At 46.6% G+C, this 24,631-nt stretch carries 19 protein-coding genes, 4 tRNA genes and 1 pseudogene; 4 read left to right on the forward strand and 20 right to left on the reverse strand.

All coding sequences use genetic code 11. The annotated features are described in order from the left end of the window. Positions 1-33: 33 nt before the first annotated feature. The 10 genes from aroQ to ACIDITHRIX25_RS78165 all read right to left on the reverse strand — a co-directional run bounded on the left by aroQ (position 34) and on the right by ACIDITHRIX25_RS78165 (position 12,461). Positions 34-471: a type II 3-dehydroquinate dehydratase gene (gene aroQ / locus ACIDITHRIX25_RS78120; protein WP_201733196.1), complete on the reverse strand. Its 438-nt coding sequence runs from the start codon at positions 469-471 to the stop codon at positions 34-36. Positions 472-1,066: 595 nt separating this feature from the next. After that, entirely contained in the window at positions 1,067-1,996 is a 930-nt protein-coding gene (locus tag ACIDITHRIX25_RS78125) for a ketopantoate reductase family protein (RefSeq protein WP_201733197.1), read from the reverse strand. Between the two features lie 1,815 nt (positions 1,997-3,811). Beyond that, positions 3,812-5,392, reverse strand: coding sequence for a bifunctional shikimate kinase/3-dehydroquinate synthase (locus ACIDITHRIX25_RS78130; protein ID WP_201733198.1), 1,581 nt, complete (start codon positions 5,390-5,392; stop codon positions 3,812-3,814). Between the two features lie 1,279 nt (positions 5,393-6,671). After that, on the reverse strand, positions 6,672-7,988 hold the full coding sequence (locus ACIDITHRIX25_RS78135; protein WP_201733199.1) for an arsenic transporter: 1,317 nt from the start codon (positions 7,986-7,988) through the stop codon (positions 6,672-6,674). Positions 7,989-9,253: 1,265 nt separating this feature from the next. Continuing rightward, positions 9,254-9,445, reverse strand: a complete 192-nt coding sequence (locus ACIDITHRIX25_RS78140) for a hypothetical protein (RefSeq protein ID WP_201733200.1) — start codon at positions 9,443-9,445, stop codon at positions 9,254-9,256. A gap of 191 nt (positions 9,446-9,636) precedes the next feature. Then, positions 9,637-9,780: a hypothetical protein gene (locus ACIDITHRIX25_RS78145; protein ID WP_160291776.1), complete on the reverse strand. Its 144-nt coding sequence runs from the start codon at positions 9,778-9,780 to the stop codon at positions 9,637-9,639. A gap of 152 nt (positions 9,781-9,932) precedes the next feature. Beyond that, positions 9,933-10,382 carry a nitroreductase family deazaflavin-dependent oxidoreductase gene (locus tag ACIDITHRIX25_RS78150; protein ID WP_201733201.1) on the reverse strand — a complete coding sequence of 150 codons (450 nt, stop codon included), beginning with the start codon at positions 10,380-10,382 and terminating at the stop codon, positions 9,933-9,935. A 136-nt stretch (positions 10,383-10,518) separates the two neighbouring features. Beyond that, a tRNA-Arg gene (locus ACIDITHRIX25_RS78155) sits at positions 10,519-10,589 on the reverse strand. Positions 10,590-10,733: 144 nt separating this feature from the next. Beyond that, positions 10,734-10,961: an exodeoxyribonuclease VII small subunit gene (locus ACIDITHRIX25_RS78160; RefSeq protein WP_201733202.1), complete on the reverse strand. Its 228-nt coding sequence runs from the start codon at positions 10,959-10,961 to the stop codon at positions 10,734-10,736. A gap of 24 nt (positions 10,962-10,985) precedes the next feature. Continuing rightward, positions 10,986-12,461: an exodeoxyribonuclease VII large subunit gene (locus ACIDITHRIX25_RS78165; protein WP_201733203.1), complete on the reverse strand. Its 1,476-nt coding sequence runs from the start codon at positions 12,459-12,461 to the stop codon at positions 10,986-10,988. Positions 12,462-12,688: 227 nt separating this feature from the next. On the opposite strand from ACIDITHRIX25_RS78165, the gene ACIDITHRIX25_RS78170 reads away from it, so the two are divergent. Then, complete coding sequence (locus tag ACIDITHRIX25_RS78170) at positions 12,689-13,243, forward strand: hypothetical protein (RefSeq protein ID WP_201733204.1); 555 nt, start codon at positions 12,689-12,691, stop codon at positions 13,241-13,243. A 152-nt stretch (positions 13,244-13,395) separates the two neighbouring features. Here ACIDITHRIX25_RS78170 and ACIDITHRIX25_RS78175 read toward each other — a convergent pair. Then, positions 13,396-13,638: pseudogene (locus ACIDITHRIX25_RS78175) on the reverse strand (zinc ribbon domain-containing protein); the annotation flags it as partial. Positions 13,639-13,656: 18 nt separating this feature from the next. Then, on the reverse strand, positions 13,657-14,523 hold the full coding sequence (locus ACIDITHRIX25_RS78180; protein WP_201733205.1) for a transposase: 867 nt from the start codon (positions 14,521-14,523) through the stop codon (positions 13,657-13,659). A 31-nt stretch (positions 14,524-14,554) separates the two neighbouring features. On the opposite strand from ACIDITHRIX25_RS78180, the gene tnpA reads away from it, so the two are divergent. After that, positions 14,555-14,974: an IS200/IS605 family transposase gene (tnpA, locus tag ACIDITHRIX25_RS78185; protein ID WP_201733588.1), complete on the forward strand. Its 420-nt coding sequence runs from the start codon at positions 14,555-14,557 to the stop codon at positions 14,972-14,974. A 225-nt stretch (positions 14,975-15,199) separates the two neighbouring features. Here tnpA and ACIDITHRIX25_RS78190 read toward each other — a convergent pair. Beyond that, positions 15,200-15,274 (reverse strand) — tRNA-Lys (locus ACIDITHRIX25_RS78190). 1,040 nt (positions 15,275-16,314) lie between these two features. Continuing rightward, positions 16,315-16,392, reverse strand: a tRNA-His gene (locus tag ACIDITHRIX25_RS78195). Between the two features lie 176 nt (positions 16,393-16,568). Here ACIDITHRIX25_RS78195 and ACIDITHRIX25_RS78200 point away from each other — a divergent pair. Beyond that, positions 16,569-16,641 (forward strand) — tRNA-Arg (locus ACIDITHRIX25_RS78200). A 1,011-nt stretch (positions 16,642-17,652) separates the two neighbouring features. Then, positions 17,653-18,384 carry an NYN domain-containing protein gene (locus ACIDITHRIX25_RS78205; protein WP_052605334.1) on the forward strand — a complete coding sequence of 244 codons (732 nt, stop codon included), beginning with the start codon at positions 17,653-17,655 and terminating at the stop codon, positions 18,382-18,384. Positions 18,385-18,421: 37 nt separating this feature from the next. Here the strand turns inward: ACIDITHRIX25_RS78205 and ACIDITHRIX25_RS78210 are convergent, their stop codons facing one another. The 6 genes from ACIDITHRIX25_RS78210 to ppk1 all read right to left on the reverse strand — a co-directional run bounded on the left by ACIDITHRIX25_RS78210 (position 18,422) and on the right by ppk1 (position 24,556). After that, positions 18,422-19,186 (reverse strand): class I SAM-dependent methyltransferase, encoded by a 765-nt coding sequence (locus ACIDITHRIX25_RS78210; RefSeq protein ID WP_201733206.1) that lies wholly within the window; start codon positions 19,184-19,186, stop codon positions 18,422-18,424. 45 nt (positions 19,187-19,231) lie between these two features. Next, the gene (locus ACIDITHRIX25_RS78215) at positions 19,232-19,513 is read right to left on the reverse strand and encodes a hypothetical protein (protein WP_201733207.1); all 282 of its coding nucleotides are present in this window, start codon (positions 19,511-19,513) and stop codon (positions 19,232-19,234) included. A gap of 724 nt (positions 19,514-20,237) precedes the next feature. Beyond that, on the reverse strand, positions 20,238-21,236 hold the full coding sequence (locus ACIDITHRIX25_RS78220; protein WP_213333447.1) for an RNA-guided endonuclease InsQ/TnpB family protein: 999 nt from the start codon (positions 21,234-21,236) through the stop codon (positions 20,238-20,240). A 9-nt stretch (positions 21,237-21,245) separates the two neighbouring features. Continuing rightward, positions 21,246-21,461 carry a helix-turn-helix domain-containing protein gene (locus tag ACIDITHRIX25_RS78225; protein WP_052605330.1) on the reverse strand — a complete coding sequence of 72 codons (216 nt, stop codon included), beginning with the start codon at positions 21,459-21,461 and terminating at the stop codon, positions 21,246-21,248. Between the two features lie 294 nt (positions 21,462-21,755). Next, entirely contained in the window at positions 21,756-22,451 is a 696-nt protein-coding gene (locus ACIDITHRIX25_RS78230; RefSeq protein WP_052605329.1) for a CYTH domain-containing protein, read from the reverse strand. Next, entirely contained in the window at positions 22,451-24,556 is a 2,106-nt protein-coding gene (ppk1, locus tag ACIDITHRIX25_RS78235; RefSeq protein WP_201733209.1) for a polyphosphate kinase 1, read from the reverse strand. Before ppk1 ends, ACIDITHRIX25_RS78230 begins: the two co-directional genes overlap by 1 nt. Positions 24,557-24,631: the final 75 nt, after the last annotated feature.

The raw sequence follows: 24,631 nt of genomic DNA on the forward strand, positions 1-24,631 counted from the left end.
TGAGCTAGGCGATTATTTGCATCGCCCTCAGGATTAGGATTCGAGGCTTCGCAATAGACCCCGTAGTGCTAGCTCGTATCCATAAACTCCAAGGCCGCTAATTTGACCAACAGCTAACGCCGCCAAAACAGAGGTATGTCGAAAAGCTTCACGTGCATGAACATTTGATATATGGATTTCGACAAAAGGCACCTTAACTGCTGCTAATGCATCCCTAATCGCATAGCTATAGTGCGTGAAAGCACCAGGGTTGATTACGATTCCATCATGATCACCAAACGTTGCATGAATTGCATCGATGATGGCGCCTTCATGGTTTGACTGAAAAAATTCAAGCTCCACATCTAATTCGCTTTTCAGAGACTCCAATCGAGCCTCAATCGTTGCCAACGAGTCAGAGCCGTAAATCGTGGGCTCCCGTCGACCCAGCATATTCAAGTTCGGGCCATTGACAATCAGTACCTTTTTCAATTATCTCTCCCTCCAATTGGATAACTATATGACCATACTTGTCAAGCGCAATCTCTATCAACTTGAGAATTGGCCCTTCTAGTCACTCGAAAGTACCCTTTCCTCGTCTCATCTAAACCCTTGATCGTCAATTTGGAATGCCACCTAGGCTCCATGGCGTCCGAAGGACGGCCGAGATGCCTAGAACCTCCGAGTCGAACTGGACTAACTTAATGCATAAACCTCCTTGAAGGCAGATCCAATTTAGACCTCAAAGTAGTTCGGTTGTTCCGGGGGCGAAAACTTTTCGTTTAACTTGGTCGATATTGCTCATCTTGACGCCAACCTCAGTCACCTGCTCGGTGAAATTCAGAATACTTCGGATCTCTAGTCAATTAGATTCAACCTCTCACCCCACGCTAGGAGGAGTTATCGTCGACTCTATCGACGAATGTGACCTCAACCACTAAGACCTCCTCAAATACAACTACGTTACTATCGGACGTCACGAACAACTATTGCTACGTGGTCGAGCACTTAAATGGTCCTATCCGACAAGGTCAACTCCTCAAACTCATCTCCGTCCACCCAAAGATCCGAGTGCGGACCCTTCTAGCTAACTAAAGGATCTCTCTATCCCCTTAAGAGCTGCCAGCATTGCATTATTAGCCGGAGTGGCTATACCAAAGCGCACTCCAAGTCGCGCGATAGCACCGTTGATAAAATCAATCTCCGTCAATTCGCGTCTCTCCACGCTTTGAAGCATCGACGCCTTAAAGTCTCTGGGCAAGTCCACCCCGGCATGCTCCCAGATCGCCTTAACATTTCGCTCGGTAATGGAAATGCCGGCTGCATCTGCAAGATTGATCCCTTCAGTGATAATCTCAAAAGCAGATCTTTGCACCTCTTCAATTTCATATAGGTCGCCATATGCAAGCCTGGTAATCGCGCTAAGCGCTCCAGTAGCCAGATTCACCAAAAGCTTGTCCCAAATCGTTCCAACTATGTTGTTGGAGATGACGGTCATCAATCCAGCGTCGTCAAAAGTCCGGGCAATTTTTTCAAGTCGCGGAGTAATTCTGCCATCTGTTTCACCTATGACGGTCTCCCTATTTTGAATGGTCACCCCAAATTGGCCCAAGTGGTTCCGAGCACTGCCTACGTAAGTCCTGGCACTCAAGACCTTGTCGACGCCAACTACCTCAGCCAATATCTCTTCATTGCCAAGGCCATTTTGAATGGTCAAAACACTACTCTTTCCCCCAACCACGCCAAGGACACTTTGAATAGCTCCCCTAGTTTGCCTTGATTTGACCAAGATTATAATCAAATCGGCAACCGGTATTTCGCGAGAATCGGCTGTCGCCCTTACCATCGATACCTTGGTTTGACTATCAATATTGATAGTCAAACCATTTTCATTTATCTCCTTGGCTTGTTCGCTTCGCCGGCAAAGTAGCGTAACTTCGCAGCCGCTATCAAAGAGCAAGGCTGCGAAAGCACTCCCCAGCGCGCCAGCGCCCACCACACAGACCGAAATGCCCATCTATTTACACCATTGACCTTCGAAATCTAATAAATAACCGCTTTTAGCTTGATCCAAAAGGACAACGAAGACCACACCAAGAAGAAGCATCGCTCTAAAAGAATCAAATCCGACCCATATGACGGTATCAAAGTCCACAAGAACCATCAATCTAAATTCCACAAGACTCAAATACAAACGAATGAGACAACCGCTCCACTTAGTAGAGTCGTAGAGGCCCGACCGCTCCCAAATACCTACGCATTCAAAGGTGCTCGATTCCCCTTCGCTCTCCAGCCGCTTTCATTCTTCCTGCACGTCAAGAAGGAACCGAAGTGAGAGGTTGGTAGCCCATTTCCCACGCCCAACTTTCGTTGTCGTAGTTTGCTTGGAGTCCTACCATCGTCGACAGCATTTTCTACTTTACGTTCACCACAGCAAACTAACATCAAGAGATCTTATTCACTTCCCGATAGGAAGTGAATAAGCTGATTTGGCGGTCGCAGATCCTCAATTTGATGTCCACATCAGTGAGGTAATTCTTGTTCGTCTTGCCGATCGCATTCCGAACAAGAATTGCCATCCTGAAAGTTATCCCCATGCTGAAGCGTTGAGAGAGAGATCCAAGGACTCGATCGGGATAGTTTGGGCTGCCATGTGCCGCATTAATCCTTTGAACCTTGGAACATCCGACCTAGAAATTTATTTAATGTATTTATTCTTTATTCTCGATGATTGACCATGGTGAACAGATCCTAGAGATCTTCTTCGACTTCGCATTACCAACCAAGCGGGGAAGGTCTTCAGTGCGATGAACGTAGTCCTCGATCTGAAATAGGTCACTTTGTCACATCGGGTTACACTTTGAAGTCTTTCTTATGCTCAACGAATCTCAGCGATTGTTAGACGATACACTTTCTAGGGGTGGTTCCAACAAACTTTGCATTAGAGAGAAAGTCTCCCTGGCGTTTTCAGTTCAAGCACCGCATGCCGTGTCAAGGCTAAGTACGCTGGGGGATATTTCGTGCCAGTGGGCTAGGTATCACTTGTAGCTTTTTGGGATATTCGAAGATGACGCAAATGACCCTATCTCTAATCTCGGGTATAAAAATGAAAGTAACCAACTACTGCGCCGCACCACCAATAATCTGCCTAATAGCAGATTAACGTCTTGCATACACCTAGTAGGAACAGGTAACGTCCTTGTCATTGGATCTCCCCTGCCTCGATATCGACCCTCCCGAGCCAAGAGTCGATATAGTGAATACGGATATCCACCGCGTTAAAGCCCGCCTGGTCCTTAAATTGGATACGGGCAGCTTCTCTAGTCACAACTCTGCGTTTTGTTTTGATCTGGACACTTCAGCCACGATCCAATAACTTCCGTCAGCAAATAGGCTGAAGGTTGTATAAAAGCGAAATTCAGAACAGTCATCGTCTCTGATCACCGAGCACAGCTCGGCATCGTTAGTTGAGCGAAATCCCACTCCGGAAGAAATCCGCTAATGCTTCCATGGTGATTTTAAAAAGAACTAATAGCCCCTAATTAAGGTTAAATCCGAAGTCCTGCACCATTTACGATACGACACAACCTCTAGATTCGAAGATACGATGTTCATCATCGGACTGTGGAAGTTCATAAATTGCTGGCCAACGCTATTAGCGGTTCCAATCATATTGTTGAAATTAGGAACATCTAACCCTGGTCGTGCGTAAAGAAAATGATAATCCAACAATCTGCCAAAATCAACGGCGACAATTTGCCGCCAAATTTTCGACACTAACAATCTAAGATCGACATAAGCAAACTAAAAAAGATCTCCTGCAAATGAAAGGCTAAGTAGCCAAATCATTTAGGACGTCAATCAATGTCTCATCAGAAACCTCCACGCCTCCTTCAGGCAGGCCGATTCCATTTAGGACCACAAACCGGACTCCGCCACGATATTTTTTGTCATGCATCCAAGCGCGGTGCATGTCTTCCATTTGAAACCGTCCGAAAGTACAAAGACCATAAGCGCTAAGGATCTGGCGATGCTGCTCCACCACCTCATTTGAAATTCGTCCCTGTCTGTAAGCGAGATATGCCGCTGCCATCATTCCAAGCGCTACGGCTTGACCGTGACGATCAGGCGTCTCTTCTAACAGGTATTCAAAAGCGTGTCCAAAAGTATGGCCATAGTTAAGATATATACGCTCGCCTTGCTCGCGCTCGTCCGCAGCGACAATTTGCGCCTTTATATCAACCGAACGAGCCACGACAGAACAAAGCAAGTCCTTGTCACCTAATAATATAGCCTGTGCATTCTTGAACAAAAACGATAGAAGCTCTGCATCGGCAATCAATGCATGCTTGATGGTCTCAGCGATCCCCGAGACGAAGCCATCCTGTCTCCTAGAAGATGCAATATCAACGTCATCAACAACAACAATTGGCTGATATATGGTTCCTATAAGATTAGATCCCTGCGGTAAATTGATGGCATTCTTACCACCAATTGCAAGGTCAACCTGCCCTAGCAATGTAGTCGGTAATAGTGCGAGCTTAATTCCACGGTTAAAGGTAGATGCCACAAAACCAACCAAGTAGCAGAGCGAATCGTCCCCTACCCCGACGATGACGTCGTCGCGATGAGCATTATGGCTCGCCAAAAAGAGCGAAAGTTGATGAACGATCTCAAATGACTTACATCTCGGACCCAAAGGAACTACAAAAGTCGAGACAACTAGCCCTCGATCCCTCAATCCAGTTGCAACAGATTCAACCATTTCAACGTCATCGATCGCCGATATCACAAAGGCATTTTCGCCACCGTGGAGCACTGGCAGCAGATCGCCAAAACGTTCGATCAAACCCTCACCAATATGCACGTAGTGAGCCCCACCCATCGGCGCCACCAATATGCTTTGAACTTGGTCAGGAACGGTCGCCGGAGCGACTACGGCCTCAATGATCTCCATGACGATAGCTTCCGGGCGACGTCCGTTAGTTCGCACTTTGAGCGTTGCAACACTTCTATATAGTGGCAGGCGCCGCTCGTATATTCCCCTCAAGTTGGCCATTGACATCATTGGGCGATAGGCGTCATGGCCAATTCTAAGTACGGCCTCGTCATATTCGACCTCAAGATAGATTACGATTGCACCAGGAAAGGCAAGCCGAGTCCCCGCGTGCTCGGCAGCACCTCCCCCTAGAGCGACCACTGCGTCAGGACCCGAAAGTATCTCAACTACGGTTCTATGTTCGATCTGTCTAAAGGCCGCCTCTCCGTCTTCGTCAAAGATCGCTCGAATAGATCTTTTCTCTTTCCTTTCGATATGAATATCGCTGTCAACGAAGGGAACCCCTAGTTTCTCGGCCAGCAAATAACCCACTGTCGTCTTGCCTGAGCCCATAAACCCAATTAGGACTATCACTGAACTACCTCAACTCCAATATCTACAATATGAGATCGTGATCTAGCAAAGCCCGCTTTTCCATCTAAATGGCGCCTAATAGGAATTTCACTGCACCTGCGAAAAAACCCGAGGTCTCACCCATCGAAGGTACAACTAGCTCGTAAAAATCGCCGATACAAGCTAACCCTAGTGCTACAGGATAGTGTCCCGATGATAACGCCGTGATGCCATAGTATCGCCAGAGACCAGCATTTCGCCGCTCAGGGACACACCTAATATTTGGGCCGTGTTCCCTCGACAGTGAAAGGCTCCCATTTAATTGATCCGCTACTAATCTGAGCTTTGTATCCATAATGTAGACGGAGGAAATCATTTCGATGTCCAAAAGACCTTTCCGATACATGCAAAGAAAGCCAAGCGCTGATGCTGAAGAAGCTCACTCTCTAAAAGAGTCCGAGGTTACTGAGATTTCCGAAAATGCTTACACCCTGGTGAGAGTACTTTCGGTGCAATAAGCTGCAATGAAGTAAAGCAAACAAAAAGACCTCCATCCTAAAAAGAGCATCAATCGAAAGAAGCGTCGCCTAGAAACGATCGACACTTTCCTGTCTCTTGATGCTCCAATGGCTAGATAGGTAATGCCGGAATCTTCTAACCATAGAATCACACTTCATCAGTGATCGCAAGCTATCGCATGCGATCGGTGTTTCGGAGGCGATCATTGGTACCTAAGACTCTGAGGCCCAAGAGGGATCGTAATTTCAATGACGCCACAAGTCCGCCAATACGCGACACAACCCAGACGACCCAGTAAGGGGTTTCCCGCTCCTAAGTCCATTAGCTTTTGTGTAGCGATAGGACGACGAAGGGCACAAAAGACCATCAATCACGTGACAATTCAATGCCAATGGGATCAGCCTGTAGACCAAAAAGTACCGTTGCTGTTTCGAGGTCCAGTTGGCATAGCAAACCAAAAGCTCAGGTAGCAGCGGTGTTGAGATTGTCGGATCTCCATGAAGGAAATTGGACCCGGTGGGATTGGTTCAATAGTGACGATCCCATATCTAAATCTAACTTCAATCTCATAAACCAAGAGCTACGAGGGAATCGGCAAATAGTTAACCAAAATGCAAACGCCACAGGTGGGTAAATCCATATAAAACCAAAAATAACCAGACTTCACAGGCACTAAGGTTCGAAAAACTGAGCAAATATGCCAGCTATCTTGGCCCTGTCCAATAAGGACACTAAGTCGAAGTGCACCAAACAGATGATGGTCGATACGGCAAAACCGAGCTCAATGAATCAAGCTTATCCAACCTGAAAGGGCTAGCAGGGTAACTAAAAGTACCGGAACCGTTAAGATGATCCCCTGCTTGAAATATTGACCCCAAGAAATCTTTATTCCTTTTGTTTCAAGCACATGGAGCCACAAAAGCGTGGCTAGCGATCCAATAGGGGTGAATTTAGGACCAAGGTCTGCCCCCACTACGTTCGCGTACACCAAGACTGAGTGAACAACACCAGATGTGTGAGAGCCGTGAATGGCAAGCGCACCAACTAGAACCGTTGGCATATTGTTCATCACCGCCGACAAGACCGCCGCTCCAACCCCACCAACCAGGGCCGAAGGAACCACGCCCGCATGGCTTACGCCAGACAGGGCCTCCGATAGATAACGAGTGAGACCCGCATTGAAGAGGCCATAGACAACCAGATACATGCCGACTGAAAAGACCACGATCTTCCAGGGTGCGTCCCTAATCACCTTAGAACTTGATAAGGCTCGAGACGAAGACGCCAAGGCTAAAAATACGATAGCAATAAGCGATGCAGGGACTGAAAGTGCGAAATGAAGCGGCTCCGAAAGCAGGTAACCAATTACAAGCGCTACCAAAACTACCCATCCAGCTCGAAAAATCCTTCGATCTGCTATCACCGAACTTGGAGTTGGCAAAAGACCAACGTCGTATCGAGATTTCAAATCCCCACGGTAGTAAAGATACAAAACACCCAAACTTGCCCCAAAGGCGACAACATCAACCGGCGCCATCGTCGCCGCATATGAGACAAATCCAATATGAAAGTAGTTGGCACTGACGATATTAACCAAATTCGAGACTACAAGCGGAAGGCTGGTCGTATCGGCAATAAAACCTGCGGCCATTACAAAGGGCATGGCCGATCGCCGATCAAAACCCAAGGCAATCATCTGCTCGTAAACTATCGGCGTGAGAATCAGAGCAGCTCCATCGTTTGCAAAAAAGCAAGCGACAAAGGCTCCAAGTACAAGTTGGTATATAAATGCGCGCGTCACGCTTCCTCGCGCAAGGATCAGCACATGCAGAGCTGCCCACTTGAAGAAACCAACTCGATCTAATACCAGAGAAATAATAATTACCGCAACAAAGGTAAAGGTCGCATTCCAGACAATCGACCAGACGGTGGCCACATCAGCTAATTTAACCACGCCAAGGGAGATAGCGACGATCGCCCCGCCAGCCGAAGACCAACCGATTGAGAGCCCCTTGGGTTGAATTATGACCAAGGCTAAGGTAACTCCAAAGATCACGACGGCACAAAAGGAGAGCCAAAATCCACTCAATGCAATCATTAGAAGGCACTTTCAAAGAGGATGAGTCGCCCAACCCTACCGAAGGGGAGATCAATAAAATTTGCACGACGACTGGATCGTAAACTGAAATTTAAGGTGTTCAAACCAACGTTCCTAACCACTTGAACTAAATAGACACTGACAAACGGCCACAGAATCAAGGAAGGGCTATCGAAAGTGAGAGGAATCAACTAGGCAATATCAATCTAACTGACCATCGCCTAAGTGCATCCAAAATAACCAAAGGACAAATCGACATGGACAAAGGCTCCCTGGCCCAAGAACGCAAGTAGCCGAGAGAAAAACTATGGAAATCAATCACATCAAGTTAGAAAAGGTTACAGCGTGCGATCCTAGGTCCATTAATTGGCCCAAGCAACTTCGAATCGTGACAGTCTCAAAATAGCCATTCGCTTATAAGAGACCACGGACTGGATAAAGCCTGGCCAAGATAATTCTCCGGAGAAAAACTGCATCAAAAAATGAGAGAACTAAAAGATCAAAGGTAAGCTATCGTCACTATCTAATTACCCAAGGTTTCACATTCAATTTCCTAGAGCTATGAACACAACTAGGTTCTAGCTGCAAATTTACCTTAAATTACTCATAAGGACTTCCGCGATAAGCCAACTACCACAAGCTAGCAAAAACGACACTGCGATAAACACGGTCTATTTAAAGACGATCTATATAGAGGCCACTTATTGAAAGCCTAGATTCTCGGACTTTCTTTTCATCCCAGCGTTCATTGCAACCCATGGATGAAAAAACCAATGACGACGATTAAAACCCCCGCTCTTAAAAGAGCGATTCATCTGGCGACGTTAAATCGCACCCAAAGATACTAAAAATGCTCCCAAATCGATTTGTCACAGAATTTTTCCAATTCAGATCCAGCTGATACAAATAATCCCTCTACCTTGAAAATGACAGATATGACAAATGTTTATGATGCCATATAATGTGAAGCTAGATCTGGGCAGAAATCTTAAAAGTTAGATTGATACAAGATCGACGTGGCACCGTATCCGACGCAATGAAAAATAGTGGTCAGACGATAAAGAAAAAGAAGAAAGTAGCTTACCTAGTAGGAATCTTCGCAGTCTTCATGCTGGTCTCACAAGTTATCATTTCAGATACTGTCACGTCAAAAATCGCTAATGATGCACAAAATGTACTCAAAGCACGGCCGACGGTTTCCCCTAACCTAGGACCCATGAGCTTCTCAACCACCAACTGATAGGCTTTAGACTCTCAACCAATACCTACAAAACAGCCCGAATCTCAGATATTACTCCGAATGCCTCATTTGCCGGGGTTAAACTTGCCCATAACGGAGTCTGTCCTAGTGCAAACAAAATTGATTTGGATGCCACAATTAAAGCCGCCTCGATATCAAACCACATCCAAAGCCAACTGCTATCTGCTAGCGGACTTTCTGTAACTAATGTGACCATCGATCACTCTGGGATCCACCTAACTGCTGGACCAGGAGGTCTCGCTCAGATCCTCCTCTACCCTTCGAGAGGCAACGATAAAAAAACTTCCAAATCAAATCAGTCCAGCTGTTTGAACATTCGCTGCCCTTGAAAACTGTCGCTCAAAGCCTAGACCCATCCATCTCGCTCAACCAGGTCTCAAAGTATATTCATCTAAAGGTGATAAGACCATCATCATCTGGGCTTTTACTCAGTTTTACGGCAAGCAACGTACCCTTGGCGGCCTCTTCAAATTGCCGCCCTTGAGCCTCAAAGAGAGCCCGACCATTTTGGGCCAAACCGTCATCTCGCAAAAAGTGCCCAGCGATCAAACAAGTCGATGCGATAGATCCACATCACTACATCAAGAGTAAAAGCTTCTGGGTGCAAGATGCCGCTGGATCAGTCCAAAGTTACTAGGCGATTCCAAAAAGACCTGCCCCAAGAGCCCTTGAGTCAAAGCGGCCTATTGATCCAAAGGCATTGCAACGAATACTGGAATCAACCGAGAAGTCTTAGTTGCATATTCGCCATATGGTGGAAAAGCCTCGACAGCCCTAGCCCACCAAAGTTCTCTTTCTTCACCAGAGACCTCCTCGACCCGATAGTCAAGCACCCTTGAGCCATCTTGGATCATTATCAAACCAGGATTTGCCTTGAGGTTATGATACCAAAGTGGATGATCCTTTGATCCGCCCTTTGAGGCCACCAATGCGTACTGGCCGGAGTGTTCCACCCTCATCAATGGCGTCTTTCTAATCTTTCCCGATCGACTACCGAGGCTTGTAACTATCACGACAGGTAGGTTCGATTCACCTAAAGTATTACCTTGTCTACCTTCTGAGCTTTCATAGGTCTCTACTTGATTTCTAACCCAATCACTCGGACTGGCTTCGTACTCTCCATATAGTGGCATGAATAGATACTATGCGAAACCACTAGGTGAGTCGATACTCTCGCGCGATCCATCCACAAAACCACATACATTGATTTAGCCCAACTTGCAGCTGAAATCTAAAAGCACAAGGTTTCAACCTTGTGCTTTTAGATAGTGCCCCCGGCAAGACTCGAACTTGCGCTCATGGTTTAGGAAACCAATGCTCTATCCCCTGAGCTACGGGGCAATGCCCGCTTAGAAAGATCTAATCCCTCCGCAAAAGTGGACCACTATAGATTACACTCATAGCACGCGAATCAAGACCGAACAACGCCTTGGTGAGATAAGAAAATGCCATCTGACCATTAAAAAGTCATATCTTGGCAAACCCTATTGCGAATCAGAGGCATGAACGCCATCAACCCCTAAAATATCTTCGAGCTCAGATTCGGTGGCCAGGATCCTCGATTCGCACATGGTAATCAACTCCTTGGCGCGCTTGACATCCGCAACTAGAGAATCTAGAGAACGTTGATTTTGAATCTTTTTAACAAGCGCATCAACCTCGGCAATCGCGGCCTCGAATGAAATCTCATCTGGAGTATTTTCAGCTGTCATGGTTCACTCTCGTCTTTCCCTTACCTAATTTATCGAGCTAACGCTAGAGACCGTTGCATTAAATTTGCCGTCCTTCATGGTAACTGTAACCTTGCCCTTAGCCCGTATCTTAGAAATCTCATTTGCCACCTTACCTTCAACCTCAACGATTGCATATCCCAACGCCAAGATAGATTTCGGATCAATTGAATTCAACAGGAGGGTGGCAGATAACAGCTGTGAACGAAATCTCTCTATAGAGGAAGTCGAAGCGTACAGAAGATCTCGATCGAGGCGCGCTAGGGCCTTTTTGGGATCATCTACCATCCTCTCGACAAGGTTCCAGTCCAGTTGAGACGATGCGCTCTCAAGTAAAGCACGAGAATGTCTCAAAAGATCATCTCGACCAAGTGCTACCCTTTCGCCTGCGCTAGCTACCAATTTCGAGATCTCACCGATGGAGTCCCAAGCGACCACTCCTAAATTCCAACCCGCACGAGAGATCGCTTGCTTATGGCCACCAAGTTGCCGCGAGGCACCGGCAAAGACCATGTACTTCTGAGTCACCAAGGCACTTCGAGCGATTTCAATCCGCTCCTGCGCGAAGCTATTAGCATTACTTACTGCCTCTTTTAATCTCAGATGGAAGGTAAAAACCATTCGATTAAGCTCGCTAGCGGCATCATTAGGGTTAGAAAGTGCCTTATTCGACACTTCATTAACCAATACATCATCGGTTGAGTGGCCAATTGCGGCCCAGACCGGTACCTTACAAGTAGCAACAGAGCGGGTCGGCCCTTCAAGGGAAAAACTAGCCAGGTCCACGTGATCACCGCCACCTCTAGCCAAGACGACGATGTCAAAATCATGCGACCGCTCATTTATTCGAGCCATGGCTTCCGGTATCGAGAACGCAACATTCTGACCGGAGGTATTCACGTAGAATGGTGTCACCAAAAATTTATAATGCGTGCGATCCAAACGCGTAACAAAGTCTGACTCAGCAGCTGAACCCCGAGATGTAACCAATGCGATTCGAAGAGGAACTAAAGGTGCTTTCAAACCTCGATTAAGATCGAAGATACCTTCTTCTTTCAATCTACGCCGGAGTAAATCCTTTGCGCCTTCAGCTATCTGACGAGTCCTTTCGATATCTACACCAACTATGACCAGCTGAAGCTTGCCAAAGGGCTTGTAGATATCAATATGACCGAAAAAGACCGCTCTAAGATCCGGGACCAGAGCCATCTGGGCGGTTGCAAGTGACGCCTTGATAGATTTCAGTTGGCTCTGAAAAATCACCGCGTCTAACTTGGCAATGGGCTTACCTACGGGCGAATTCCGATCCGCATATTGACATAAGCTCAGATACATCTGGTCATACTTTGCGGTTGTTGCATTAAAAGATACAAAACCTTCGACTCGAAATGGTTCGCGCGAACTGCCTAAGCTGGACAATAACGCTTTCGACGTATCCAAAAGAGAGCCAACGCTATAGGTGCCGATTTCACTGCTCAACATGTTCACATCCTAATGGGGTCCAACATCTCCGCGTGGAACAACAACGCGTGCACATGTAGAATAATGACAAGAAAGCAAATCACGATTATTTAGAATCTTGCCAGAAAAGGCTTTAGTATCCATTGGCTAAGGATTAGCATAATTTAGTCGATCTAGTCTTGTGGAAGTCATCGTTACAAGACGACAACCGAGAAAGATCTCCAAAATCGCCACCTCGGAAGGAAATCGTGACAAACGGTCTAAGGCAAAAAGGGTTGGTCGCAGGGACTATAGTCTTAGTCATCCTACTGTTGGGCTTTACCTTCGTAACATATAATGGCTTTGGGACTTCCACGGACACCCAAATCAATCCGGTCCAGATCGAGGCACAACCGAAGGCGAACTTTCCCGAAAAGATCAAGACGACAGCCACGACTCATCGAACTAATATCCTCAAATACAGAACATCTGGTTCCGTCTCGGTAGGTCTCCCCAATTTTTCTGGAGACCTTTCCGTTGTATTCAAAGGAACTTTCGCCGAAGATCCAAACTCAAAATTCAGATTGGCAGTTGATGGTGTACCAACGCCATTTGGGACCCTAACCCTAAGAACCTCAAACGTAATGGTACAAACCGCAAAAAATTATATCCTTCGCGGCAACGTGACCCAATTCTCGTCCCGCTTTGTTCGAATGCAACTCACTTCAGCCAACGGTTTAAAGTACATAGCCGTGCTCCACGACTTTGTAAATGGAATAGCTAACACCTTTACGGGGATCTTTTTTCTAGCACCTCGGGGTTGACAATCCAACCGTCAAGATGATGGTAGCAATAGCAGGCGACAAGGTTGGTGTCAACTTCTCGGCCCTGAAGGACCGAGCTTGCAAATCACAGAAAGAGGCAAACTGCTTAGGCTCGCCTAAACGAGGCAACGTTAGTTGCGCAGTATATGGGCTCATGCGGCCTCTCCTGTGTTGCGTTCGGTAGCGTGACTCACTACCCAGCTATCGTATGCGCGCTTGGCGATGTTAATAGCTGCGTTCCAGTCGGCTGACAGCGACAGCCCACAACTGGTGTAAAGAAAAGTATCCCTATTAGGGCGGTTTTTCTTGTCTACATGCCCACAAGCAGAACATTGCTGACTGGTATAGGCGGGATCAACATAGACCACTTTGATACCAACGCGGATTGCTTTGTAGTGAACAAATGATCCAAGCTAGTGAAGTCCCCAAGAATTGAGTGCTACTCGCTGTGGCTTTGGTAACCGTGCCCGATTACGGATGCCTTCGAGATCTTCTAGGGCAATTGCGTAGCCGGTGCGTTTAGCCTCAGTAACAATCTTCTTGGAGATGCAGTGGTTTGTGTTTTTCACGAATCTAGCTTCACATTCTGATCTTTTTATCAGTAGGCGCTTTGCAGATCGTCTTCCCTTCTTTTGTAGCTTGCATCGTAATTTCATATTGCGATTACGAACATGATTCAGGTGTTTGCCTGAAAAATTGGTTCCATCTGACAGGGTGGCGATGTTGATGATGCCAAGATCTACGCCCAAGAACCCATCTGGGGATTCGTTCATGATCTCATCAGTTACATCAATGGTTGCATAGACATAGAACGATCCTTTGCGAAACACTAGATCACTCTCAGCGATCTGAGTATGTTTCAGAAGTTCTAGCTGCCAATCAGCACAGACAAACGGTGCTGATTTAGCTCGTCCATTAATTGTCCATATACTGAGCGTTTTAGCTTCAAGACACCAAGACATGTTTCTTGCATCAAATGGCTGGGCTGAACTCCACGAGAACTGCCTCTTGCGCGTGCGTCTAAACTTTTTGTCCCCAGAGTTATAGGCATCTGCTACCTTTGCGATTGTTCTCACCGTGGCTTGGGCACCAAGGCGAAATTCCTCTTTGGCTTTGGAGTAGGTTAAGCGATGGATAGCAAACCTAGAGAACTCTCTAGTCTCCCAAGCGACTGTGGATATGTAGTTAGCAGTGGCGTTGCACAGTCGCAGGGTTGCTCCTAAGTCGTCCGTTATCTTGCGGTTTGCATTAATCTTGATCGGCACGACTATCTTGCTCACAACCTGCAGTTCTCAATGGCCATTAACAGTAATAAGCACACTTCCTAAGCAATTTGGTCGAGGTAGAAGCGTAGTCTCCGCCCTAAATGCACATTTGGTCTTTGTCACCAAATACAGAAGGGGTGTCTTTAATGGTGACCTACTGGATGTCTGTAAAACAGTAATGGAGCAGGTTTGTTTGGACTTTGGTGTATCTCTAATCGAGTTCAACGGCGAAGACGACCATGTTCATCTCTTGATCGAGTATCCACCGACCGTACAGCTATCTCGTCTAGTTAATTCTCTCAAAGGCGTATCAGCCAGAATGCTGCGCACGCAGAGATCAGCACAAGTAAGGAAGTATCTATGGGAAGAACACTTCTGGTCGCCATCGTACTTTGTGGGCTCTGCGGGAGGTGCAAGTCTAGATGTGTTGCGCACGTATATAGAAAACCAACGGAGGCCGAGCTAATGTGTACGACTATCCCTCCCCGCCCGCAAGGACGGGGGTTCCCGGCGCATCTGATGAAACACTAACCGACTGGGTTGTCGAGCGACTATCGGTGTCGCCCAACTAAGCGAGGAACTTTGACGACACGTGCACGGGATTTGAGCCATAATTATCGCAATGTCGGGCTTTGCTTTGCCTGATCTTGTCCACCAACTAAAAGTTCATTGGCTCTAAACAGCGTAAATATGGTGCGCCCCCTGGGATTCGAACCCAGAACCTGCGGATTAAGAGTCCGTTGCTCTGCCGTTGAGCTAGAAGCGCATTTGGAACTATCAATTTAGCAGCCACACCGTGATCACACTGCGGAATTATCAAAATTCGCATCTCAAAATTACTTTGGTCAACAAAAACAAGCACTCATCGACTATGGGATATAATCAGAGATTCACTAGATAAGGCAGTGATTCACTTATCAAGCAACCTTAATGCTTAGATCACTGTGGCTTAATTGGACTTCCATAAAAAATATCCATTTCGCTACGCAAAGTGGCCATTCTCAAGGAGCAGAGCACTTCTCAATCGCGTTTCACCTCAAAGATTCACCTAATGGTCGCGCTCTAATAACCCATGGGCGCCCGTTTAAACAAGGCCCCATTTTGGGACAGTCTTATGCTGACATAGCAGAACGAGATGCACCTCAAACCTTAGAACTCAACCCTGCCCGACTTGTCGCCCTTAGACGATGCGATTGCGGGCTATCAACAAGGATAACCTAGAGATGCGCGGCAAAGATATTTGACCATTGACTTTGCGCAAATCAAAATATGACCTCAATTCGCCTTCTCCCTTTTTATGCGACATTCGAAGAGGTCATGAATGAGCAAGGGGGCATCGCTTAAATCGAGTTTCATCCAGCATCAGCCGAATTTCTCAACCAAGACAGCAAGCACCTCCTCTAAATTTCCCACTGTTTGGGCGTACCCTAAATCTCACCACGTTATAAACGCATTGAAATGGATTGGCTTCTCTGACGCCCCGTTCAATATTGATTCTCACCTAAAAAAGCTATCTCCACTACCTGCCGTACCTCTCGAATGGCCAAAGAGAGGGAGTATTTGATGGTCCCAAAAAGCTAGGAGAAGGAGAAACTGTCAGCAAAATTGATTTTAGCAAGCCTTCGATCCGTCGGCAAAGGAAAATAGATAGCTCGCCAACAAGGACCTACAGACCACGGCCTCGGTCACGAACAGAGATGACGATCTTCGGCGATCTGGAATTTAGATTAGCAAAGCGGCATCAAACACTTTGGCTAACATCAAAAAGACTTCTCCAACGATATAAACGTAGGAGAAGTCTCAACTTGGGGTGATCGAGGGGACTTGAACCCCCGACCTCCAGGGCCACAACCTGGCGCTCTAACCGGGCTGAGCTACGACCACCAAGAAAGTACTAGTTTAGCGCGGCAATGGCAATGTTAGATCCGAAAAAGCCATTACACTTTCCCGTAAGATAAATTATTGTTGAGTTATCTGGAATCAACTATAAAATATCCTCTTCAACAGCGTCCTAAAATCCCGTTTCGTTCGACTAAAGTTATAGACCGATTTATATTTTCGCCCCTGTAGCTCAGCGGATAGAGCAACTGCCTTCTAAGCAGTGGGTCGTAGGTTCGATTCCTACCGGGGGCGCAACTTCTTCCTAGAATGAAAGATCACAAATGAATCCAGGTTCGTCTTTGTCATAGCTTGCATAGACGAATCAGACAAGACAATTGCAAAGACGAATTTCATACACAAATAGGAAAAGTTCCGTGGAAAGTCAAGCGCATCCTTTAAAATCCCGCCCTTTAGCAAATGCCCTTTGTTATTACAACCACAAGAGGCGAGAGTCCTCGGATTCCGTTGACTTTTACCCTTACCGCATCAACTATTTCCAATGATCGAAGTAGACACGAACCACCATTAGTACCAAGAAACCATCAAAAAGTTGTACCAGCTAGATTATTGTGCCTTGGATTTCGACGGAGTCTTGGCCCCTTGGGAAGGGCCAAGACCATAACAAAATACCTCTTCGATTCGCACGTAAAGCTGGGAAACCAAACCTCAAAAACCCAAAAACGTTGCCTTCTTTAGCAGGATTTTAAAACAATGGTCGTTTGAATCCGTAATAGTTCCACGTATAAACCTTCCCTTCAAAGCCGCTTATCTTTCAGTAGCGGGACAATGCCACACCCCGGGCCTCCAAATTAAGCTTTATCTCAAATCAAATCATCCATCATAAAATGCACAAACTGGCTTTTGATCAAACGAACGCCGTTCAAAAAACTAGAATGACCACACCCAATAGGAAACCGCTAAATCAATAGGCCATCTGGCTCGCCCAATAGAAGCTGAGCGTGATTGCCAAGCGTTGGCGAATTGCTTGAAGCTGATTTGATTGGGAGGGTCGACCATTCAAGTGAAATCCAAATCCAAAGCTTTTAAAGGACAGATAGTGGAATGAGAAGTGGCTCGATTGCGCCCGAAGACACAACCTTGTGACAAGTCACCAGTATTCTAACTATCGCAGAGATCAAGTTACAAAATAGGTCAAATGATTATGAAAAAATCACTTTTGCGTGATGCTTGCGCCACGATCAATTAGTTTATAATCCCGATAAATGATGCTAAAATAATTCAAGCGATAGAACGGATAACAATTTGAACAAGCTGCGCGTCGGTTTTTATTACGATGGATCCTTTTTTGACAAGGTAAACAGATATTATCGTTTCTCTCATTCGAAGGGTGAATTCATCAACCTAAACGGCCTCCAAGATTTGATATCTCGGCAACTTGCAATGCAAAACGGACTCTCCCCTAGCTCCTACCAGATCGTAGAGGCGCATTTTTTCAAAGGACGTTATTCGACCAAATCTCTAAGGGACTTCGCTCGGCCAATCCAATCGCCACGTCAAATTATGGGCGACGAATACCAGACGCCCCAGATTGCCGCACTTGGCGAAGACGATCGCTATGTGAGAATCCTAGAAAGCGAAAGGTACGTCGAAGACAATTTGATGTATGCGGGCATAGTGCCTCATTATTACCGAGTAACGGAGGGCAACGGAACGCATTCTGAAAAGGGTATTGACGTATGGCTGGCGCTAACAGCTTACGAAGCAGCCCTCGAGCGAGGGATCGATACCGTAGTGGTCTTTACCGGTGACGAAGACTTTGTGCCTCTTTTCAAGCGGCTCAGTTGTCGTAACGTCCGTGTGGCATTGATCTCCGAGCGCGCAGAATGGGAAGATCGAAACGGAGAAAAACGATTTCTGGGTTATTCCCGTCGTCTCGCCGAAGAATCAGATTATGTCTTTACTCTTTCAAAGCTCATAGCAGACCTTGAAGCAAAAGACCCTGAGTCGTGCCTTGAAATATTTATCGGCCCGTAATAGAAGAATGAGAAAACCTAGCTTAAAGTGCCTTTGGTTACAAAACCGTCGAAGTGTATACATTGGCAACATATGGAATTGAGATCTTTCCCTCGCTATCTAAATTATCCATGAGGATACCCAGCGCGGCTTCAACAACCCGTTCTCGATCCACAGAATCAAGCGTGGATACCGGCGAAAAGCTCATTATCAACGACCGAGCCAACTCCGGGTCAAGACGATGCACAAATGGAGTTTTTGTGCGAGAAAAGCTTGAAAACCGCTTTGTACCCGTAATTTCTTCAACGATTCTAGCGATAACGATTCGATTCTGATAGGAATCCACAACTCTGTCAAAATCACTTACCCAGGGGACACTGCCGTCACGGATATTCCATATCAAAACGAGCTTGCCCTGACTACCTAAAATACGCGAAAATTCTCTAGTGGATCTATCAATATCAAACCAATGCGCAGCTTGGGCGGCAAAGATCGTGTCAAACATACCGTCTGGAAACGAAAGGTCCTCTGCCTTAGTCGCAACCATATCGAAAGGTTCGACCTTTAGCTTGGACCGCTGCAAGTCCTGAAGCATTTGCACAGAAAGGTCCGTTGGAATCAATAATGCCGGGTCCAAGCTGCTAAGACGCTTAGTAAGAGCTCCGGTACCAGCAGCAATTTCAACGACCTTTTTACCCTTTACAGTAGCTGGATCTATACAATCAATCGGATAGCTAGGGCGCGCACGCCCATAATGATCCGCGACTGCGCCAAAACTTTTTCCGAGCTTAACTTGCTGATCCCGATAATGCGACTCGCTCATAACAACGCTTTAGTCCTTTCGTAACCATGGAGAAGATTTTGCCAATCAACCAACTTTGGGAGTCAAATCAGAGGTTATCCTCGCGATATCCGAGGTCAACGACTGAATAGACTTATCCATCTTAGGAACATTGGTGGCGAAATTAGAAGATGAAGCGCTACTACAAGAATCGGCAAAATCCTTCGCGTCAGAGAGCGTCCTGCTCCAATCCGACGAGAGCGGACTTTCTGGTGCTACAGGTTGAGAGACCATCTTTGATACTTTAGATTCCAGCTTCAGGCAGCCACTCGCTGTAAGTGGAATATTCCCATGTGAAACTGAACTCACTATCGATCCTAAATTTGAATTCAATTGAGAAACATCCGGAATCCCATATTGAGTTATCCATTTTGATAGAGAGATGGCTTGAGTAGCTGCATTGGATGTGCTTGAGATTGTGGACGATACCCCACAACTACATAAAAGCGCAACCAAGAAGGGAACGAATATCCATCGTAAAGAGCTGAAAGTCTTCAGGTCTGGCTCCTTATTAAATCATGAAACTATTAATGGCAAATTCACTCTTACAAAAGCTTATGGTCGAAAAGATGGTACCCAACCAACTTAGCGAGTATTGCCACCTCGAGCAACCTTCGCGCTGCTAAAGCGTTGTTCATCAACAAGAAATGACTCGGAACAAAGCCCATTAGACCTCAAAAACCCTTCGCATTACTAGTACTAACCGCAAAGAAAGACTCTGAATCTCTTCAAATTTTTCACCGCAGAGCCTAGACTGACCAATCAAAGTACCGCTATTCTGCCATGACCTCTTGTGATAAACTCTTCACCAAGATGATTGCCACGATCATGGGTATATGGACTTTATCTCTGTGATTTCACTCAGTAGGCCAAAGGCACCACAAGACCGTACCATCCAAAAACCACAATCGCCGAAAATTCAACTTACCCTCTATCCAGCAAGGCGAAGTTACAGCGAAAAAAATAGGTCAAAAAGAGATCAAAACGGTGACATCCTCCCCGCCCTTACGGACGGGGCTTCCTATACCTGCTTTTATGCAGGTATAAGTGGTTGACGCTTCATCGGGTTGCTTTGCTTAGTCGAAACAGACTTCGCCTGCAATATCCCTCTGCGTCCTGTGACCGCAAGCCCTGCGGCAATTATGTTTTTAGCTGCATTTACATCAGCGTTATCTATATGACCACACGATTGACAAGAAAAGACCGCTTGGCTCTTGCGGTTTTTTCTCATCGTATTGCCACATACCGAACAACGCTGGCTTGTATATGCAGGATTGATAGATGTTACTTTAACTGGCACTTGAGCATTGGTAGCTTTGTCGTTGAGTCTCTTTCTAAAGATCCCCCAGCCTTGTTCCAGGATCGATCTGTTTAGGCCGGACTTGGCTGCTACGTTCTTGCCAGGGTTGGCAATTGTCCCCTTGGCTGATTTGGTCATGTTCTTGATCTTTAGATCTTCTATGACAATTGTGTCATAGTCATGGGTCAACTTGGTTGTTGTCTTTTCGATCCAATCCTTACGACGATCTACTTCCCTAGCTGATAGCTTGGCTATGGCTAGCTTGGTAGCTTTTCTACGGTTAGATCCTTTGCTCTGTCGAGCTAGCTTTCTCTGGAGTCTCCTTTTTCTCTGGAGCTGGCCTTTGGTTAGTAGCTCTGGCATCTGCATCTGCTCGCCATTGGATAAGGTAACTGTAGAAGAGATGCCCATATCGATCCCAATAGAAGAACCGGTAGAGACTCTATCCATCTGAGAGGCTGGAGCGGTAAAGCTAACAAACCACCTACCAGAGCGATCCTTAGTTACTCGTGCAGAGGTGGAGTTTTCTATATCGAGCCACTTACGACTAACACGGAACTTCACCCATCCACACTTTGGGACTAATACCTCGCCCCACTTACGGTTGAGTCTCTTTACGGATAAGTCCCGTATGGCAAAGCCCTCATTTATCTCAGCCTTACGCCATGTCGGTCGCTTGAAGTGATCTGGCCTTCCCCACCAGTTTTGAAAAGCACGGTCTAAGTCTCTCAAGGCTTGTTGTTAGATTGCAGAAGAACCCTCTTCTAACCAAGTCTCTTTGCGGGCTTGGGTGAGTTCCTTAGCTTGGGTGTTGTAGGTGATCTTTTGTGACCTACCCCTAACCCATAAGTTGCGTTGTTCGAGGCCAAGATTCCAAACAAAACGAGCATCGGAGCAGTGTTGTACCAGAATGGGTAGTTCCTCATCCTCTGGGTACAAGCGCTCTCGAATGCTCATATCTATACCTATCGACCAAATGCACGCTGGACTTTAGTTGGACTTGTCAACAAACAGATTGAGTCCTTTAAGCAAAGAGAACTGCGCCTATTCATCCCCGCCCTTACGGACGGGGTTTTCCGGCGCGCTTTGATAAAAATAATATGCCACAATAAAGCGTCGCGGTAACGCACCAAAATACAATTATCGACGACCTGACAACTTGTCTGGGCTTTAGTAGAGATCCGAATCCTTGTCCTTGACGCATTAACGCCCCTAGATGAACTTCGCCGAACTACAAGTGATAGATTTAGCCTAAGAGCCGGATATCGCACGTTCTAGTTTGGAGCCCGCGCTAGCATATTTCGCTCCAGCTTCAAGGAATGATGAGACTAAAGTCGATCGCAAGGCAACTGCACTTTTGTCCAGCAACTCAAGCTCGATCTCCCGAAAGGTAAGCTTTGATTTAGAAGGTTGACATAGATCGATAACATTGACTATATCGTCGTCGATCTCAATAAGCCTAGAGCCCCGTGCGCCTATAATGTGGCTATTTCTCCGTGACTCCAGAGCAGCCACCAATACAAGCGAACCAAACTTCTCAGCTACTAATGGAAATGCGTGAACAATATTTCCGGGCATCTCCGAAAAGGTGCTACGATCTTCAATCTCTATTCTTGAGGTGGTTCGAACGCCATCAGCTTCAATAACTTCGCCCTTGGTCTTCAACGCCCAAACTCCAAGCTGATCGCCTTCGGGATGGATACGACCACCTAATGTCGAGGCATGATCAACACCAAGGCGGTACCTAAATCTCAACGCCATGCTTTCATTCGACAGAGCCCCATCAGATGAATCAAAATACAGCGTATAGGTATGAACCTCTGGAAGAATTTCAATCTCGTCCAAACCTTCACCAATAGTGAGTCTTGGTGGAGAATAGTCGATCTCCACCTCGAGCTTCACTTCGTCTTCTGTATTCAAAGCTCCCCCTATTTCAGGAATATCCATCAAAAAATCGTCTCGATAGACGACGATTGCGTACGTCTTGCCTCTTCGGTCGCAAGTTCGCAAAGACGATCTTGCACCGAGATTCCAACCTTGGTCTCCATGCGGGCGTAAAAACCTGACGAATCCATGGACCAAGAGAACATGTCATCATCTAAATTAAGGCGAAGAATATCCAAAATTCGCGCCTTGTCTAGCTCGGCCTCAATCGGAAATATCGCCTCGATTCGTCGATCCAAGTTCCTCTCCATGAGATCTGCCGAACCGACCCAGATTCTCACTGGATTCTCTTTAGTACCCCCAAAAGCAAAGACTCTGGAGTGCTCTAGGTATCGCCCGACGATAGATTTGACGATGATGTTATCGGATAAACCCGGAACCAAAGGACGAAGACAACAGATCCCACGTGCAATGATGTCGATCTTAACGCCACGCCCCGACGCAGCATAGAGTGCGTCGATAATAGCTGGATCAGTCAGATTGTTCACCTTGATAATGATCCTACCAGCATCTTCTCGTTCAGCCTGTTCGTCAATTAGCTCTATCAACCGCGACCTCAAAAATGCTGGGGCCAATATCATCTTTTGATATTGTCCGGGGCGAGAAAAGCCAGTGAGGAGATTAAAGACCTCGGCAAGGTCTCGTCCGATTTCGGGATTCGAAGTCAAAAGGCCTAAATCCTCATAGGCACGAGCAGTCTTTGAGTTGTAGTTGCCGGTTCCAAGATGACAGTAAATTCTGCTCCCTTGCTCTTCGGCCCTAATCACCAAGGCTGCCTTTATGTGAGTCTTGAGACCCATTAGACCATAGACAACGTGTACCCCTGCCTCCTCAAGTCGCTTTGCCCATGAGATATTTGCCTGCTCGTCAAATCTCGCCTTTAGCTCTACCAATACTGCAACTTGCTTTCCAGCTTCAGCAGCCCTAATTAGCGCTGCCATAATTCTTGAATCACCTGAAGTCCTATAGAGCGTCTGCTTGATTGCCAGGACACTCGGGTCGACTGCAGCCGCTTCGATAAAGTTTTCAACCGTGGTTGAAAACGACTCATAAGGATGATGCAACAATATATCTTGGGACGACAATACATCAAAGACATTGACCCTACGCGAGGCAGTCGATTCAACGAGTTCAACGGGGGTAACTGGTGAAAAATGCGGTCCAGAGATCTCTGGAATATCAATGTCATAGACAGCCCAAAGCCCTGAGAGATCTAGAGGAAAGTCAACTTCATAGACGTCATCTCTATGAAGCCTCAACTCGTCTATGATAACTTCCTTGATCCAAGCCGGTGCACCCTGAGAGATTTCGACCCTCACCGCGCGCCCAAAGCGCCGACGCCTAAGTTCAATCTCAACCAATTCAAGAAGGTCGTCCGCCTCTTCCTCTTCAAGCGAAAGGTCTGCATTTCGCGTTACTCTAAAGGAAAAGTGGTGGCCAATCTCCATCTCTGGGAAGAGTCGATCGAGATGCGCGCCAATAATGCTCTCTAGGGTGACAAATCGAGTCGAGTCGTCAAGTGGAACGAACCGAGGCAAGATTGGAGGCACTTTAACTCGAGCGATTCGTGACTCTTTTGAGATCGGATCCGTTACGACCACGACCAAGCTCAACGTGAGGTTTGATATGTAGGGGAACGGATGGGCGGGATCCACAGCTAAAGGTGTCAAAACTGGAAATATCCTATTATTGAAGACTTGAACCATGCGTTGGCGATCATCTTCACCGAGATCGCCAAAGTTCAATATCTCCACGCCATGGTCCTTGAGCTCCGGGAGGATCTGCGACCTATAGACGATCCCAACCCGCTCTAGAAGTGGGTTCAAAAGCGCCCTAAGCGCTTTTAGCTGCTCTCGGGTACTCATTCCATCCGAACTCTTGGAACGAACACTAGCGGCCAGCCGATCCTTTAATCCGGCGACCCTAACTTGAAAAAACTCGTCCAAACCACTTGAAAAGATAGCTAGAAACTTGATTCTTTCCAAAAGTGGTAATTGCTTATCTTCGGAAAGCTCTATAACCCGTTCCGCAAATCTAACCCATGAGAGCTCTCGATTAACGAATCGAGATGGTCCCAATAGCTCCGCGACATTCGATGATCCGTCCATACCTATAAGGTTATGGTCTTTGGAGGTACTACGCGCGACAAAAGGACCATTGCTGTTGTTTGCACGATTAATTCA

It is taken from the genome of Acidithrix sp. C25, from assembly GCF_904848545.2.